The sequence below is a fragment of the Cryptosporangium japonicum genome (assembly GCF_039524755.1).
Lineage (GTDB): Bacteria > Actinomycetota > Actinomycetes > Mycobacteriales > Cryptosporangiaceae > Cryptosporangium > Cryptosporangium japonicum.
Map to the genome: position 1 here is coordinate 254203 of NZ_BAAAGX010000017.1, position 14522 is coordinate 268724.

A 14522-nucleotide genomic window follows, 5' to 3' on the forward strand; every position below is an offset into this window, starting at 1 on the left:
AGCTGCGCGAAAGCGCGACGTCCTGGCTACTCCCGGTAATTTCAGTCGTCATCCGAACGAACCGAATGGCGTGGGCGACCGTCTGATCTTTAAGGCTCGCTCCGTCGAACAGTCGAGGTTCTATGTCGGATTGGTGACTTCCTAGGAATGGCACTGTCCGTGATGACCGATTGAACCCTCACTGTCCGCCCAAATTGGCGGTCCTTGGGTCGGAAGTCCAACTTGTCGGTTTCGTTGACGTCTTTGAGATATCGCTTAAGGTGCACTCGTGGAATCAGGGCTGAATTCCGATACCGAGCAGGTCGAGGTCTTACCTGAAGACATCGTTGCTGCTCCGGTGTTCGTGGATACGACGGGTAAGCGGCACCGCCGTTTCCGTACCGTCGGCTTCCTCGCGGGCGGCGTCGGCATCGCCTACGCCGCCATGCTGGGCCTGAGCTTCGCCGGCGGCCCGATCGCTCCGAACGCGCTGCTGCCGATCCCGGGCGTCCCCACCGCTGCTCCGTTGGCCGTTGCCGACAAGGAGCCGAAGGGCGACGACATGTCCGCGGTCAGCAGCGACGAGGAGATCTCCCGCGGCGACGACGGCAACCGGGGTCGCCGTGACGACCGGATCGACTCGACTTCCACCACCACGCCGAGGGTGACGCCGTCCGGCACGGCCAAGGTGCCGGTGAACCCGACGCCGACCAAGCCGGGCCCGACGCCGACCAAGCCGTCGCCCACGCCGACGAAGCCGTCGCCGACGCCGACGAAGCCGTCGCCCACGCCGACCAAGCCGTCGCCCACGCCGACCAAGCCGGCCGACCCGCCGCCGACGACCAAGCCCGCGGACCCGCCGCCCACGACGAAGCCCGCGGACCCGCCGCCCACGACGAAGCCGGCCGACCCGCCGACGTCCAAGCCCGCGGATCCGGCGCCCGGCACCGGCGCGGGTGGCGGTGGCGGCAGCACCGCGCCGAAGCCCCCGGCTGACCCGCCGGCCGATCCTCCGGCGAGCAACGACCCGGCGCCCGTCACCAAGGCGCCGACCGCCAGCGCAAACCCGAGTTCCACCACGGAGAGCTGACCGAGATGCAGCCTGGGCAGTACGGCCGCGTCCCGCAGCCGACCCAGTACCCGCAGTACCCCGCACAGCGGTACCCGCAGTCGGCGCCTCCGGCGCCGGCTGCTCCGCAGCGTCCGGGTACGCAGTTCCCGCAGCAGCGGCCGCCGGCCAACCCACCGACGTTCGGTGACGGTGGCGGGCCGGTCACCCCACCGCCGGGCGGAGGCGGCGGTGGGGGAGGCGGCGGCGGCGACGCCGGTGGCGGCGAGGCCCGTAAGGTCCCACCGCGCCCGCGCTTCCTCTTCGTGGCGTTCCTGCTGCTCGTGCTCGTCGCGGTCCTGATGGTGCAGGCGTACGTCCAGGCGCAGGTCGCCACGCCGAAGAACGTTCACAACGCGGGCGAGTCCGACCAGGTGCCCGACTCGGTGCGCGAGGGCGGGCCGATCATCGACACCACCCACGCCAAGCCGTACTCGTACCGGCTGCCGCCGAAGAAGATCGCGTTGACGTTCGACGACGGCCCGGACGAGAAGTGGACGCCGAAGGTCCTCGACCTGCTGAAGAAGCACAACGCCCACGCGACGTTCTTCCTCGTCGGCTCCGCGGTCACCGAGCACCCCGCGCTCGTCAAGCGGATGGTCGACGAGGGGCACGAGGTCGGCATCCACAGCTTCACCCACCCCGAGATGTCGGAGATGGGTGCCTGGGAGCGCAAGCTCCAGTACTCGCAGACGCAGATGGCGATCGTCGGCGCGGCCGGCGTCACCACGTCGCTGCTCCGCTTCCCGTACTCCTCCCAGCCCGACGCGATCGACAACGTGTACTGGCCGATCGTCCAGGAGGCCGGAAAGCTCGGTTACCTCAACGTCGTCAACGACACCGACAGCGAGGACTGGAAGAAGGAAGGCGTCGACAAGATCGTCGAGAAGGCCTACCCGACCGACAAGAAGTACGGCGCGGTCTCGCTCTTCCACGACGCCGGCGGCAACCGCGAGATGACGCTGGCCGCGATCGCGAAGATGCTGCCGCGGTTCCAGGGGGAGGGCTACTCGTTCGTCACCGTCGGTGAGGGCCTGAAGCTGTCTCCCGACTGGAACAACGCCGACGGTGGCTCCAACTTCCAGGCCATGCAGCCGGCCAGCTCGGGTGAGATCTGGCGCGGGCGCGCGATGATCTGGGTCGTCCAGGCGTCGGGCTGGTTCGTCACCGGCCTGGTGGGCCTGCTGACGGTCGTCGGTGTGCTGACGCTCGCCCGCCTGGTGCTGATGCTGGTGCTGGCCACGGTGCACGCCCGGAAGCGACGGTCGAAGAACTTCCGCTGGGGTCCGGAGTTCCTGGAGCCAGTGTCGGTGGTGGTGCCGGCCTACAACGAGAAGGAAGGCATCGCGGCCGCGGTCAGATCGCTGGCGACCAGTAACTATCCGATGGTCGAAGTGATCGTGGTCGACGACGGTTCGTCGGACAACACGGCCGAGATCGCCGAGAGCCTGGGCTTCGCGAACGTCCGGGTGGTCCGAGTACCCAACGGCGGTAAACCCGCGGCGCTCAACATCGGCACCGCCTGGGCCCGCGCCGACGTGATCGTCATGGTCGACGGTGACACGATCTTCGAGCCCGACTCGGTCTACGAGCTCGTGCAGCCGTTTGCCGACCCGCGTGTCGGCGGCGTCGCCGGCAACGTGAAGGTCGGCAACCGCCAGAGCATCGTCGCGCGCTGGCAGCACATCGAGTACGTGATCGGCTTCAACCTCGACCGGCGGATGTACGACATGCTCCAGTGCATGCCGACGATCCCCGGCGCGATCGGCGCGTTCCGCCGCGAGGCGCTCAACGACGTCGGTGGGGTCTCGCACGAGACCCTCGCCGAGGACACCGACCTCACGATCGCGATGGGCCGCGCCGGCTGGAAGGTCGTCTACGAGGAGAAGGCCCGCGCCTGGACCGAGGCTCCGTCGACGATCCAGCAGCTGTGGAAGCAGCGCTACCGCTGGAGCTACGGCACCATGCAGGCGATGTGGAAGCACCGCAAGGCGGTGTTCGAGAGCGGTCCGTCCGGCCGGTTCGGCCGGTTCGGTCTGGTCTTCCTCGGCATCTTCCAGGTCGGCCTGCCGCTGTTCGCGCCGCTGATCGACGTGTTCGCGCTCTACGGCCTGGTCGCGTACGACGCGGCGCTCTCCGCGGCGGCATGGATCGGGATGCTCGCACTGCAGTTCTTCCTGGCGGTGTTCGCGTTCAAGCTGGACAAGGAGAAGCTCGGCCCGCTCTGGTCGCTCCCCGCCCAGCAGTTCGTCTACCGGCAGCTGATGTACGCGGTGATGATCCAATCCGTGGTCACCGCGCTGACCGGCGCGCGACTGCGGTGGCACAAGCTGCACCGCACCGGGCTCCAAGCTCCCGGTAGCTGATGCATCACGAAGGGCCCGGCGAATCCGCCGGGCCCTTCGTCGTACCCCCGTGGGAGAGTGTCGGCGTGAAGGTGCTCGTGGTCGAGGACGATGCCGACCTGGGATACGCGGTCGCAGCGGCGCTGCGCGGCGCCGGGTTGGCCGTCGACCTGGTGGGCGACATCCCGGCTGCCGACGAGGCCGTGCTGGTCAGCCCGTACGCCTGCGTCGTGTTCGACCGGATGCTGCCCTCCGGGGACAGCGTCGACTACGTGGCCGCGCGCAGACGGGGCGGCTGGGCCACCCCGGTGCTGTTCCTGACCGCCCGTGACAGTGTGGCCGACCGGGTGGCCGGCTTCGAGCACGGCGGTGACGACTACCTGGTGAAGCCGTTCGCGGTGGCCGAACTCGTCGCGCGGGTGCTGAGCCTGGGCCGGCGTTCGCTCACCACCGGTCCGCCGGCCGCACCGGTGCTGCGCGTGGTCGATTTGGAGATCGACGTGCCCCGCCGGCAGGTCCGGCGCGGCGGTGTGTTGCTGACGCTCACCGCGAAGGAGTTCGCGGTGCTCGAGCTACTGGCCAACCACGCCGGCGAGGTGGTCAGCCGCACCACGCTCATCGAGCACTGCTGGGACGCGATGGCCGAACCGATGTCGAACGTCGTGGACGTGCTCGTGCGCCAGTTGCGTCGCAAGTTGGGCGGTCCGCAGCTCATCCACACCGTCCGGGGTGCGGGCTATCTGCTCGGTCAGGACCCCGCCGAACCGGCCTACGGCTGATCGTGGTCGCCACGCCGCCGCTCGCGCCCACCGCCGCCGGGAAGACCTCCGGGCGGCGCTCGGGGCGGCTCCGGAAGCGGAAACTCACCGGGAAGGGAACGGGCACCGTCGGCGTCCGGCGGTCGTTGCGTCTGCTGCGCTGGCGGCTGACCGTCCTCTACACGGTGGTGGCCGGCTGCGGGCTGATCGCACTGGCCACGTTGGCCGTCAACACCGACAACCACCTGCGCGAGACCCGGCTCGACAACTCGATGGAGACCCGCGCGCGCACCGCGGTCGCGCTGGTCTACTTCACCGACTCGGGCATCCAATTGCAGGACATCCGGCAGGACGAGGTCGCCACCGGGTCGCCGCAGCTGGTCGTGCTGCTCGGGTACCCGCCCGAGCGGGCGGTGTTCGCGAGCAGCGATCCGGCGCTCAAGGTCACCGCGTCCCACCTGAACGGCGTGGCCGCGCAGGCCATCGATCTCGGCGGCATCGTGCGCACCGACGGCGAGGACGACCGCGGGCACCCCACCCGGCTGCTCGCCGCCCCGCTCTACGACAACGAGGGCACCGCGGCCGGTGCGGTCGTCGTCATCGGGGACCCGACCGACGGGGACGAGGAGCACGAGAAGCTCGTCGCCGCGCTCATCCTCGGCTGCGTGACGCTCGTGACGCTGGCCGCGCTCGCCGGGCACGCGCTGTCCGGGCGGTCGATGCGGCCCGCGGTCGACGCGCTGGAGCGGCAGGAAGCGTTCCTCGCCGACGCCGCCCACGACCTGCGCACCCCGGTGGCGACGCTCCGGACGCTCGCCGAAGCGGCCCTGGCCGATCCCGCCCAACGCTCCGACCTGCTGCCCCGGGCGGTGGCGCTGTCGGCACGCATGGGCGACATCATCGACGACCTGCTGACCCGAGCCCGCCTCAACGCCGGTGTCCAGCACCTGAACAAGGAGCTGCTCCGGCTCGATCTGCTGGTCGAGAGCATCGTCGATCAGCTGGCCGACCCGGTGGGCGGTCCCGGCGCGCGGGCCCAGGTCACGTTCCACGCCGAGGAGTGCACGGTCCGGGCCGACGCCCACCTGGTCACCCGCGCGGTGGCCAACCTGGTCGAGAACGCGTTGAAGCACGGTCACCACCCGGGCGTCGCGCCCGAGGTGGACGTCGTCGTGCTGCGGCCAGGGCGCATCACGGTCAGCGACCGCGGCCCGGGAATCGACCCGAACGTGGCCTCGGCGCTGTTCGGCCGGTTCCGGAGCGATGGTGGCTCGATCGGCCTGGGGCTCTCGATCACGCTCTGGGCGGCCGACCTGCACGGCGGAAAACTGACCACCGCCGCCCGCCCGGGCGGCGGCGCGGTCTTCGAACTGGTGATCCCGGCCTAGGTGTTTTCTGTCCATGGACGTTGGTGACACTGGGGTTGACGTGGCGGAGGACCTCCGGGCAGGTGTGTAGCTGCCAAGCACACACAGCCTGTCGGTCCACGGAGGTCCTCCAGTGCCCCACCGTAATGCCCCGCTGACCGAACTCGGACGCCTGCGGCTGGCCCGCTGCGTCGTCGAGGAAAACTGGTCGTTGCGGCGGGCCGCCGACCGGTTCCAGGTCTCGCCCACTACCGCCGCGCGCTGGGCCGGCCGCTATCGCCGCGAGGGTGCAGCCGGCATGTCCGACCGGTCCAGCCGCCCGCACCGATCACCGACACGCACGCCGACCGCCCTGGAGCGGCGGATAGTGAAGATCCGGGTCATCAAACGCCTCGGACCAGCACGCATTGCCGCCCGCCTGGGCCTGAACCCGTCCACCGTTCACCGCGTTCTGACCCGTTACCGCCTGCCGCGTCTGACCCAGCTGGACCGCGCGACCGGTGTCCGGGTCCGCCGCTACGAACGCGACGACCCCGGCGACCTGGTCCACGTCGAGGTGAAGAAACTCGGCCGGATCCCCGACGGCGGCGGCCACCGCATCGTCGGCCGCGCCCAAGGCGGCCGCAACCAACGCGCCACCACCACCGCCCGCAAGAACTGCCGGGCGGTGATCGGCTACGCCTACCTGCACACCGCGATCGACGACCACTCCCGCCTGGCCTACACCGAAATCCTCGGCGACGAACGCAACACACCGCCGCCGCGTTCTGGACCCGCGCCCAGGCCTACTTCCACTCCTGCGGCATCACCGTCGCCCGGGTCCTGACCGACAACGGCTCCTGTTATAAGTCCCAGCTCCGGGCCGACACCCTCACCACTGCCGGCATCACCCACAAACGAACACGCCCCTACCGGCCCCAGACCAACGGCAAAGTCGAACGCTTCCACCGCACGCTGGCCGACGAATGGGCCTACGCCCGCCCCTACCAGTCAGAAGCAGAACGCCAGGGCGCGTTTCCGCCCTGGCTGCACTTCTACAATCACCACCGCGGCCACACCGCCCTCGACGGCCAACCACCCGCAACCCGCGTCACCAACCTCACGGGACAGGACACGGCCTAGCGGTTGCGCGGGATGGTGCCGGTCTCGTCGAACGACGGTGGGCGGTCGTCGCGGCCCCGGGGTGACTGGGTGCCGGGGCCGGCGCTCCAGCCGACGTCGTCACGCTGCGGCGGCACGTCGGGGAACCGGCCGCTGCGTGGCGTGCCGTAGGTGGCGGCCCGCTCCGACGTACGCCGCTGCTCGGGCACGCGCCGGTCGTTCTCGTAGCGCCGGTCGTTGTCGTACGCCTGGTCGTCGCGGGGCGCGGGGGAGCCGTACACACCGGGCTGCGGCCGCTCGTCGGGCCACCCCGGCCGGGACGCCGGAGTCGCCTGCCAGGCGCCGCCCGGCGGAGTACCCACCGGGGCACCGGACACCGGAAGCGACACCGTGCTGTCGTCGACGTTCGCGGACACCGGGGGCTCGGGCTGCCCACCACCGGTGACCCCGGAGGCCGCGGCGGGTGCGGCCGGCGTGGACGCGCCGCCCTTCTTGCCCAGGTCCTTGGGGAGCAGCTGCGGCCGCCGCTGCGCGGCGACGTCCTCGATCCAGCCGAACGCGAGCATGCCCAGGATCGTCAGCAGCACCGCGATGACCGCGCAGACCGCGGTGCCGGCGGTCTCGCCGAGCTTCCAGACCCCGACCTTGTCGCCGACCGGGTAGCTGAGCTCGATCGCGACGTTGTGCCACAGGTAGATCACCATGGCGCGGCCGTTGACGATCGTGATCAGGCGGTCGAGCGCCTTGTTGTTGCCCACCCAGCTGAACTTCGGGGCGAAGCGCAGCAGGATCAGCACGATGCCGAACGAGAAGATCGCCTGCCCGGCCGGGATCAGGTTGAAGTCGTAGCTGTTCTCCTCCTGGTGCGTGAACGCCCAGAAGGTCGCGACCGCGGCCAGCGCCAGACCACCGGTGACCACCAGCGGTACCGGAATCTTCTTGAGCATTCCCTCGCGGTGCGCGAAGCCGAGCAGCCAGAGCGAGAGGAACGTGAAGCCGTCGGTGAGCACACCTTCGCCCAGCTCGCCGGCCCAGCCGAAGCCGACCTTGCCGGTCGCGACCCCGACCATGACCAGCAGCGGGATCGTGATCATCGTCCGCGGGTACCAGCGGAACAGGATCAGCAGCAGCGGCGAGAGCAGGATGAACCAGACGATGCTCCGCATGTACCAGAGCGGCTCGGTGAGCGAGGCCGCCCACTCCGACCCGGGCGGGTCGGACAGCGGGAAGATCCAGAACACCAGACGCCAGAGCGGCGGACGCTCGTCGGCCGGCCAGCCGTGCCAGAACATCAGCGGGACGCCGATGATGCCGGCCAGCCAGAGCACCGGCAGCAGACGCTGGAGACGGTTCTTGATCGTCTTCAACGCGCCCCGGTCGAGCGAGCGAACCATCAGCGACCCGGAGATCGCGAACAGCAGGCCCATCGCCGGCCAGAAACCGAGCCACGCCTCGGTCGAGAAGATGTGGTAAACGACCACCCAGATGATGCAAAGGAACCGGAGGACGTCGAAGTACCGGTCCCGACCCCCGGTGGAGGCGCGCGCAGGCGTATGCGTGGTCACTGAACCATGATCACCTTCCGAACGGGTGCGCATGGTTGTTTGAGATAACTAATTCGCGCACGCGGTGTACATTTGCTGACACTCCTCGTACTATCGGGCGGCTTGATCTGGCCGGTCGTCCGAGCGAGGACGGGCAGTACCGTACTCCGCCGACGGATAGCGCCCGCCGGCCCGGGGGTCGGGGCTCCGGGGCTCGTACTGCTGCGGCGGGAATTGCTGTGGCGGGTACTGCCGCGGGTCGTACTGCTGCGGAACCTGCTGCCGTGGATCCCCGTATCGCGGGTCGTTCGCGTACCGGGGGTCGCCGCCGTAAGGCTGGGCGTTCCCGTAGTGGGCGGGAGCCGGGGCCGGCGGCACGGGCGGCGACTGGGGAGCGGCCTCGGCCCCCGGTTGCAGCGGCGCGGCCACCACCTTCACCTTGCCCGGCACCAGCTCCGGCTTCCGCCGGGCGGCGACGTCCTCCACCCACCCGAACACCAGCACGAAGACGCCGACGAGCACCCAGGTCAGCGGGAACCAGGCGACCCAGATGTCGATACCGAAGTTCTCCAGCACGGTCATCGCGATCAGGATCGCGGCGTTGTGCCAGAGGTAGATCGTCACCGCGCGTGAGTTGAAGATCGTGATGATCCGGTCGATCACCGCGTGGCGCTGCAGCCACTCCATCCGCGACGAGTAACGCATCAGGATGAACACGACGCCGAACGAGTAGAGCGCGAGCGTGAGGCTGCTGTTCTCCACCGACCAGGCCCGGCCGCCCTCCTCGAGCGCCTCGGTGTTACCCGGCCCGGCCAGCCAGCCGATGCCGGCGGCGATCACCGCGCCACCGATCGCGAACAGGGCCGGCAGCGGCAGGCGCTTGATGATGCCTTCGGCGTGCGCGAACCCGATCAGCCAGCAGCCCAGGTAGACGAGAACGTCGTTGAACGTGCTGCCCCACCAGTCCTCCAGCGGCAGCAGGCCCACCTCGGCCAGGCCGAGCAGCGCGAACGGCAGGGCGAGAACCAGCCACGGCACCTTGCGGAACGGCTTCAGGAGCAGCGGCGAGAGCGCCACGAACCAGAGGTAGGTCTTCAGATACCAGAGGACGCCCCACGCGACCTCGCCCCACTGGCTGCCCGGCGGGTCGCCGACCGGCAGCAGCCAGAACCCCAGCTGCCAGATCGGGGAGTCGCCGTTGGCGCCGTAGCTCCACTCACGCGGTGCGCCGTCGTGCCAGATCATCAGCGGGATCCAGATCGCGCCGAACACCCAGACGACCGGCAGCAGGCGGCGGAACCGGCTCTTGACCGCGGCGAACGCGCCCTTGTCGATCGAGCGCACCATCAGCGTTCCGGCGAGCGCGAACATCACGCCCATCGCCGGGAACCAGGGAAAAATCGCGAAGCCGAACGCGTGGTAGGTGACCACGCGGATGATCGCGACCGCGCGCAGCGTGTCGAGATAACGGTCGCGGCCCTTTGCGGGGGTCGCCTTCGGCGCGGGCGCAGGGGCAGTCACGGACACGAGCACATGTTCCGGGAACGAGATGAAGTTTGGATGAGGAGAACAACTCCGGTTTGCTGCGAGTCTTCACAGGTGAATGCACATATCACCCGAGTAGCCACAGATCGCCGCTCGTTCGGGGGTGTATGAGAGCGGCGTCACGCGGACGGTACGCTGCGGTGACGGGTCGGCGCACGGGCCGAAAGCATCATCACGCATCGTCCGCTGCCGGTGTTCACGCCCGGCCTCCGGCCCCCACCCGATGAACGAGGAGTCAACTCTGTGTCCGAGCGCACGCTGGTTCTGATCAAGCCCGACGCGGTCCGCCGCGGCCTGGTCGGGGAGGTGCTCGGGCGGTTCGAGCGCAAGGGCCTGAGCATCGACGCGCTGAACCTGCGCACGGTCGACGCCGCGCTCGCCGACGAGCACTACGCCGAGCACCTCGAGCAGCCCTGGTACCCGCCGCTGCGCGACTTCATCACGTCCGGGCCGCTGGTGGCGCTCATCCTCTCCGGCGACCAGGCGATCACGGTCGTCCGGACGCTGATCGGCGCCACCGACGGGCGCAAGGCCGCGGGCGGCACGATCCGCGGTGACTACTCGCTGTCGAACCGGGAGAACCTCGCGCACGCGTCGGACTCGCCGGAGTCGGCCGCACGCGAGATCAAGATCTGGTTCCCGGAGGCCTGAGACTTCCACGACGAGGCCGCGGCACGCTCCGAGCGTGCTGCGGCCTCGTCGTCGTTCAGTGCCGGCTGCGGCGGTGCTCCTCCGGCTGCCCCTCGGCCGCCGGGCGCTGCGTCGGGTACCCGTTGCGGCGCGGTGATTCGCCACGGGCCTCCCGGTACGCCTGGCTGTAGTCGGCGGTCGGGTGGTTCGCGTTCCGGTACTCGGCGTTGTAGTCGGCGGTGGGGTGGTCGTAGCCACCCATCGGTGCGCCGTACTGGCCCGTCTCGTACTGCTGGTAGCGCTGCGCGTCGGGCGGCCCGTAGCCGTTGGGGGCGTAGCCGGAGGGCTGCTGCTGCGCGTACCGGTCGGGCGGCGGGTACTGACCCGGGCCGTACTGGCCCTGGCCGTACTGGTCCGGTCCGTAGGGGCCCGGCCGCCGGCCCCGGTCGTCGCCGTGGGCGACGTTCGGCCCCACCGGGGCCGGTCGACCCGGGGCGGCGTCCTCCTGCTCCTTGGCGGCCAGCTCGGCGGCGTACTCCGCGCGTCGCTCCGCCGCCGACGGCCCCACCGGGAACAACCGCGGTTTGCGCCGGGCCGCCAGGTCCTCCACCCAGCCGAACGCCAGCACGCAGAGCGCGACCAGCACCCAGACGGTCAGGAAGTCCCACGCCGGGTTCTCGACGAGCCCCTCCGGGAGCCAGCGGGTCAGCCAGTCGTCGATCGGGTACGACGCGTCGATCATCACGTTGTGCCAGAGGTAGATCGTGACGGCACGGTTGTTGACCAGCGCCACCAGCCGCCCCAGGAACGGCGTCCGGCCGATCCAGCTGGCGTCGGGGGCGAAGCGCAGCAGCGGGATGATGACCGCGATCGACCACAGGGCGTTCGCCAGCGGGATGCCGTTGAGGTCGTAGGCCTCGCCGGCGTCGGCGTCCTGCGCCGGGTGACCGAGCGCCCAGGCGATGCCGCCGACCGCGCACGCCACCACGATGGCGATCAGCGCCGGCATCGGGATCTTCGTCAGCTTGCCGGTGCGGTGCGCGAAACCGAGCATCCAGCACGGTGCGAACATGCCGAGCGTCGAGACCAGGTCCCACAGGTTGCCCTCGTCGGGCGAGGGCAGGACGCCGAAGGCCTGCAGCAGCACGAGCCCGAGCGGCGCGACGAGCGTCGGGATCGGCCACTTGCGGAACGCCTTGAGCAGCAGCGGGCTGAGCGCGACCAGCCAGAGGTAGGTGCGCAGGTACCAGAGCACGACGGTGAAGTTCGTGCCGAACTCGTTGCCCGGCGGGTCGAAGATCGGCACCACCCAGAAGATCAGCTTCCAGAACGGCACCGGCTCGCCGGTGTTCGGGTCGGTCCAGGTGGAGAACGCGCCGCCGCCCCAGAGCATGACCGGGATGATGACCAGGCCGAACAGCCAGAGCGCCGGCAGGAGCCGCCGCGCCCGGTTCTTGATCACGGTGAGCGGAGGCTGTTTGTCCAGCGAGCGCACCATCAGACCACCGGCGAGCGCGAACATCACGCCCATCGCCGGGAAGGCCCAGCTCAGCCAACTGCCGCCGAACGTGTGGTACGTGACCACCCGGATGATCGCCGCAGTGCGGAGAGCATCCAGGTACAGCTCACGGTTCGGGCGCTTGGTGGGGCGATCGCTCACACCCGAGATCATTGATGTCTCTCCATGAGGGGATCGTGAGAAGGCAGGAGCGATTCAGGTGCGAATCAGGAGCCGGACCGCACCGGAGCGTCCTGCCCCGGGAACGCCGACCACGCCACCTCGCGGACGAGCAACGTCGTCGGTACGGCACGCACCTCGCCACCGGCGATGCCCACCGCGTGCACGACCCGGACCGGGCGGCTCTCCTCGGCCGGGAACTGGTCGGCGCGCAGGAGGCCCAGTGCCCACGGGTCGGCCGGCGGAGGAGCTTCGGCCGGATCGCCGGTGACCGTGTCGGGAACGGTCGTCTCGGCGTCGGCGCGGGAACCGGCGGCGATGCCGGCTGCGACCGCCGCCGGCCGCGGCCGGATCGGTCCGCCGAGCCACGTCAGCGGTGGTTCGGCCGGGAGGCGGGGGAGCAGCGTGGGGCGGCGGTCGGCCGACACGTCCTCGATCCAGCCGAACGCGACCACCCCCAGGCCGACGAGCACCAGCGCGATTCCGAAACACGCCGCGGTGCCCACCACGGTGCCGAGCGCCCAGATGCCGAGCGCGGTGCCGATCGGGAAGCTGAGCGCGAGCGCGACGTTGTGCCACAGGTAGATCACCATCGCGCGCCGGTTGACGACCATCACCAGCCAGTTCGCCGGCAGGTAGGGCCACCACCGCCGCTCCAGGCCGGCCCACGACGGCGCCGGGCGGAGCAGGAGCAGGACCGTTCCGGTCGAGAACAGCAGCTGGGCGAGCGGGATCAGGTTCAGGTCCACCGACCCGGCCGCCGGGTGGGTGAACGCCCAGACGACGCCGGCGAGCGCGAGCACCGCACCGCCGATCACCACGGTCGCGCGACGGGCGTGCGCGATCCACTCGTCGCGGTGCGCGAAGCCCAGCAGCCAGCACGGCAGGTAGATCGAGGCGTCGCGGACCACCGCGCCGAGCCGCTCGCCGAGCGTCCACACGTCGAAGAGGCCGGTGCCGATCGCGACCGCCACCGCGGCCGGGACCAGCACCGTCATCCGCGGGAAGCGCCGGAACAGCGGCAGCAGCACCGGTGACAGCAGCAGCAACCACAGATAGGTCCGCAGGTACCAGAGCGGCTCGGTGAGCGGGCCGGCCCAGTCCGCGCCCGGCGGGTCGGAGAACGGCACCACCCAGAACAGCAGCTCCCAGCGGGCCTCGGGGCGCCAGCCGAGGCCCACCATCACCGGGACGGCCAGCGCGGCCGTGGCCCACAGCGGCACGAGCAGGCGCCGCAGCCGCCGGCCGACCGCGCGACGCGTGGAGGTGTCGAGGGAGCGGGCGGTCAGCGAGCCCGCGATCGCGAACAACAGCCCCATCCGCGGCCAGTACGAGAACGCTGCCAGCGGGAACATGTGGTACAGCACGACGTAGGCGATGCAGGCCGCTCGCAGGACGTCGAAGTAGCGGTTCCGTTCTCCGATCGGCCTACTGACGGTGACGTGAACGCGTCCGGCGGGAGCGTCGACGACGGGCTTCGCTGGGGCTAAAGCGGTCACTGGCCCATAATTGCCCGATTCGCCAGCGTGATGGGGGACGCATCTCGGTGATCACCGCCAAAAGGGGGTGATCAGCGGAGCGAAACCGTCCGAAAGGACAAATGTTCCCGGCTAGACGTTTCGGTGGCGGAGAACCTCAAGCGCTTTGTCGGCATGGACGGACATCCGCAGTTCGCTCCGGACGACCGCGAGCAGACGCCGGTCGACGTCGATGACGAACGTGTGGCGCTTGACCGCCAGCGGGCCGAGGCGACGCTTGACGCCGTACTCGGCCGCGACCGTGCCGTCGAGGTCGGACAGCAGCGGGTAGTCGAGGTTGTGGCGGCCGGCGAACTCCGACTGCACCTCGACGCGGTCGTTGCTGATACCGATGCGCTGGGCGCCGACGGCCGCGAACTCCTTGGCGAGATCACGGAAGTGGCAGCTCTCGGCGGTGCAGCCGGGGCTCATCGCGGCCGGGTAGAAGAACAGGACCACCGGCCCGCCCTCGGCCAGCAGCGTGCTGAGCTTGCGCGGCACACCGTCCTGGTCGGGCAGTTCGAAGTCCGGGGCCAGATCACCTGTGTCCATCGTCGACCTTCGTAGCGCTCGGTTCGTCGGTGGTCACTCTCGCAGCCCCGCTGCGCTCCCGCCAGTCGGTGCGGGCAAGGCCACTCGCCTTGCCCGCCGACCGGGGGTCAGGCGACGCGACGCGGACCCGACCCGCGGCGACGACGCCCGCCGCTGCGCTCGCTGTGTGCCGCGGCTCCGCCGCCCGAGTAGCCGGCAGCGCCGCCGCCGGCCGTGTAACCGCTGGTGCCGTTGCTGTCGGACGTGTACACGGCACCACCGGAGCGGCTCGCGCCACCCCGGCCGCGTCCGCCGCTCCGCCCGGCGTTCTCGCCGCTCGCGCCCCGACCGCCATGGGTCGAACCGCCGCGGCCACCGGGGCTCGAACCGCCACGGGCCGAGCCGCCCCGGCTGCCGTG

10 protein-coding genes and 2 pseudogenes are annotated in these 14522 nt (G+C 70.3%); 6 read left to right on the plus strand and 6 right to left on the minus strand.

Annotated features, from left to right (window positions below; all coding sequences use genetic code 11):
• Positions 1-268: 268 nt before the first annotated feature.
• The 5 genes and pseudogenes from ABD437_RS23170 to ABD437_RS23190 all read left to right on the plus strand — a co-directional run bounded on the left by ABD437_RS23170 (position 269) and on the right by ABD437_RS23190 (position 6679).
• Positions 269-1069, plus strand: a complete 801-nt coding sequence (locus tag ABD437_RS23170) for a hypothetical protein (RefSeq protein WP_344650993.1) — start codon at positions 269-271, stop codon at positions 1067-1069.
• A gap of 5 nt (positions 1070-1074) precedes the next feature.
• Positions 1075-3453, plus strand: coding sequence for a bifunctional polysaccharide deacetylase/glycosyltransferase family 2 protein (locus ABD437_RS23175; protein WP_344650994.1), 2379 nt, complete (start codon positions 1075-1077; stop codon positions 3451-3453).
• Between the two features lie 71 nt (positions 3454-3524).
• Positions 3525-4211 carry a winged helix-turn-helix domain-containing protein gene (locus tag ABD437_RS23180; RefSeq protein WP_344651018.1) on the plus strand — a complete coding sequence of 229 codons (687 nt, stop codon included), beginning with the start codon at positions 3525-3527 and terminating at the stop codon, positions 4209-4211.
• A gap of 2 nt (positions 4212-4213) precedes the next feature.
• Entirely contained in the window at positions 4214-5578 is a 1365-nt protein-coding gene (locus tag ABD437_RS23185) for a sensor histidine kinase (RefSeq protein WP_344650995.1), read from the plus strand.
• 112 nt (positions 5579-5690) lie between these two features.
• A pseudogene (locus tag ABD437_RS23190) lies at positions 5691-6679 on the plus strand (IS481 family transposase).
• Here the strand turns inward: ABD437_RS23190 and ABD437_RS23195 are convergent.
• Both ABD437_RS23195 and ABD437_RS23200 read right to left on the minus strand, forming a co-directional pair.
• The gene (locus ABD437_RS23195; RefSeq protein ID WP_344650996.1) at positions 6676-8256 is read right to left on the minus strand and encodes an acyltransferase family protein; all 1581 of its coding nucleotides are present in this window, start codon (positions 8254-8256) and stop codon (positions 6676-6678) included. The pseudogene ABD437_RS23190 and the gene ABD437_RS23195 overlap by 4 nt on opposite strands.
• Positions 8257-8313: 57 nt before the next feature.
• A complete protein-coding gene (locus ABD437_RS23200; RefSeq protein ID WP_344650997.1) occupies positions 8314-9723 on the minus strand; it encodes an acyltransferase family protein in 1410 nt (469 codons plus the stop codon).
• A 267-nt stretch (positions 9724-9990) separates the two neighbouring features.
• Here ABD437_RS23200 and ndk point away from each other — a divergent pair, with 267 nt between their 5' ends.
• Positions 9991-10398 (plus strand): nucleoside-diphosphate kinase, encoded by a 408-nt coding sequence (gene ndk / locus ABD437_RS23205; protein WP_344650998.1) that lies wholly within the window; start codon positions 9991-9993, stop codon positions 10396-10398.
• 55 nt (positions 10399-10453) lie between these two features.
• On the opposite strand, the gene ABD437_RS23210 is transcribed toward ndk, so the two are convergent.
• The 4 genes and pseudogenes from ABD437_RS23210 to ABD437_RS23225 all read right to left on the minus strand — a co-directional run.
• Positions 10454-12037 (minus strand): acyltransferase family protein, encoded by a 1584-nt coding sequence (locus ABD437_RS23210; RefSeq protein ID WP_344650999.1) that lies wholly within the window; start codon positions 12035-12037, stop codon positions 10454-10456.
• A 65-nt stretch (positions 12038-12102) separates the two neighbouring features.
• Complete coding sequence (locus tag ABD437_RS23215; protein ID WP_344651000.1) at positions 12103-13554, minus strand: acyltransferase family protein; 1452 nt, start codon at positions 13552-13554, stop codon at positions 12103-12105.
• A 111-nt stretch (positions 13555-13665) separates the two neighbouring features.
• Positions 13666-14124, minus strand: a complete 459-nt coding sequence (locus ABD437_RS23220; RefSeq protein ID WP_344651001.1) for a peroxiredoxin — start codon at positions 14122-14124, stop codon at positions 13666-13668.
• A gap of 107 nt (positions 14125-14231) precedes the next feature.
• Positions 14232-14522: pseudogene (locus ABD437_RS23225) on the minus strand (pseudouridine synthase); the annotation flags it as partial.

Excerpts from the sequence above, each read along its gene's own strand:
- ABD437_RS23175 (WP_344650994.1), top strand. The coding sequence starts at position 1,075 with ATGCAGCCTGGGCAGTACGGCCGCGTCCCGCAGCCGACCCAGTACCCG.
- ABD437_RS23195 (WP_344650996.1), bottom strand. The coding sequence starts at position 8,256 with ATGCGCACCCGTTCGGAAGGTGATCATGGTTCAGTGACCACGCATACG.
- ABD437_RS23220 (WP_344651001.1), bottom strand. The coding sequence starts at position 14,124 with ATGGACACAGGTGATCTGGCCCCGGACTTCGAACTGCCCGACCAGGAC.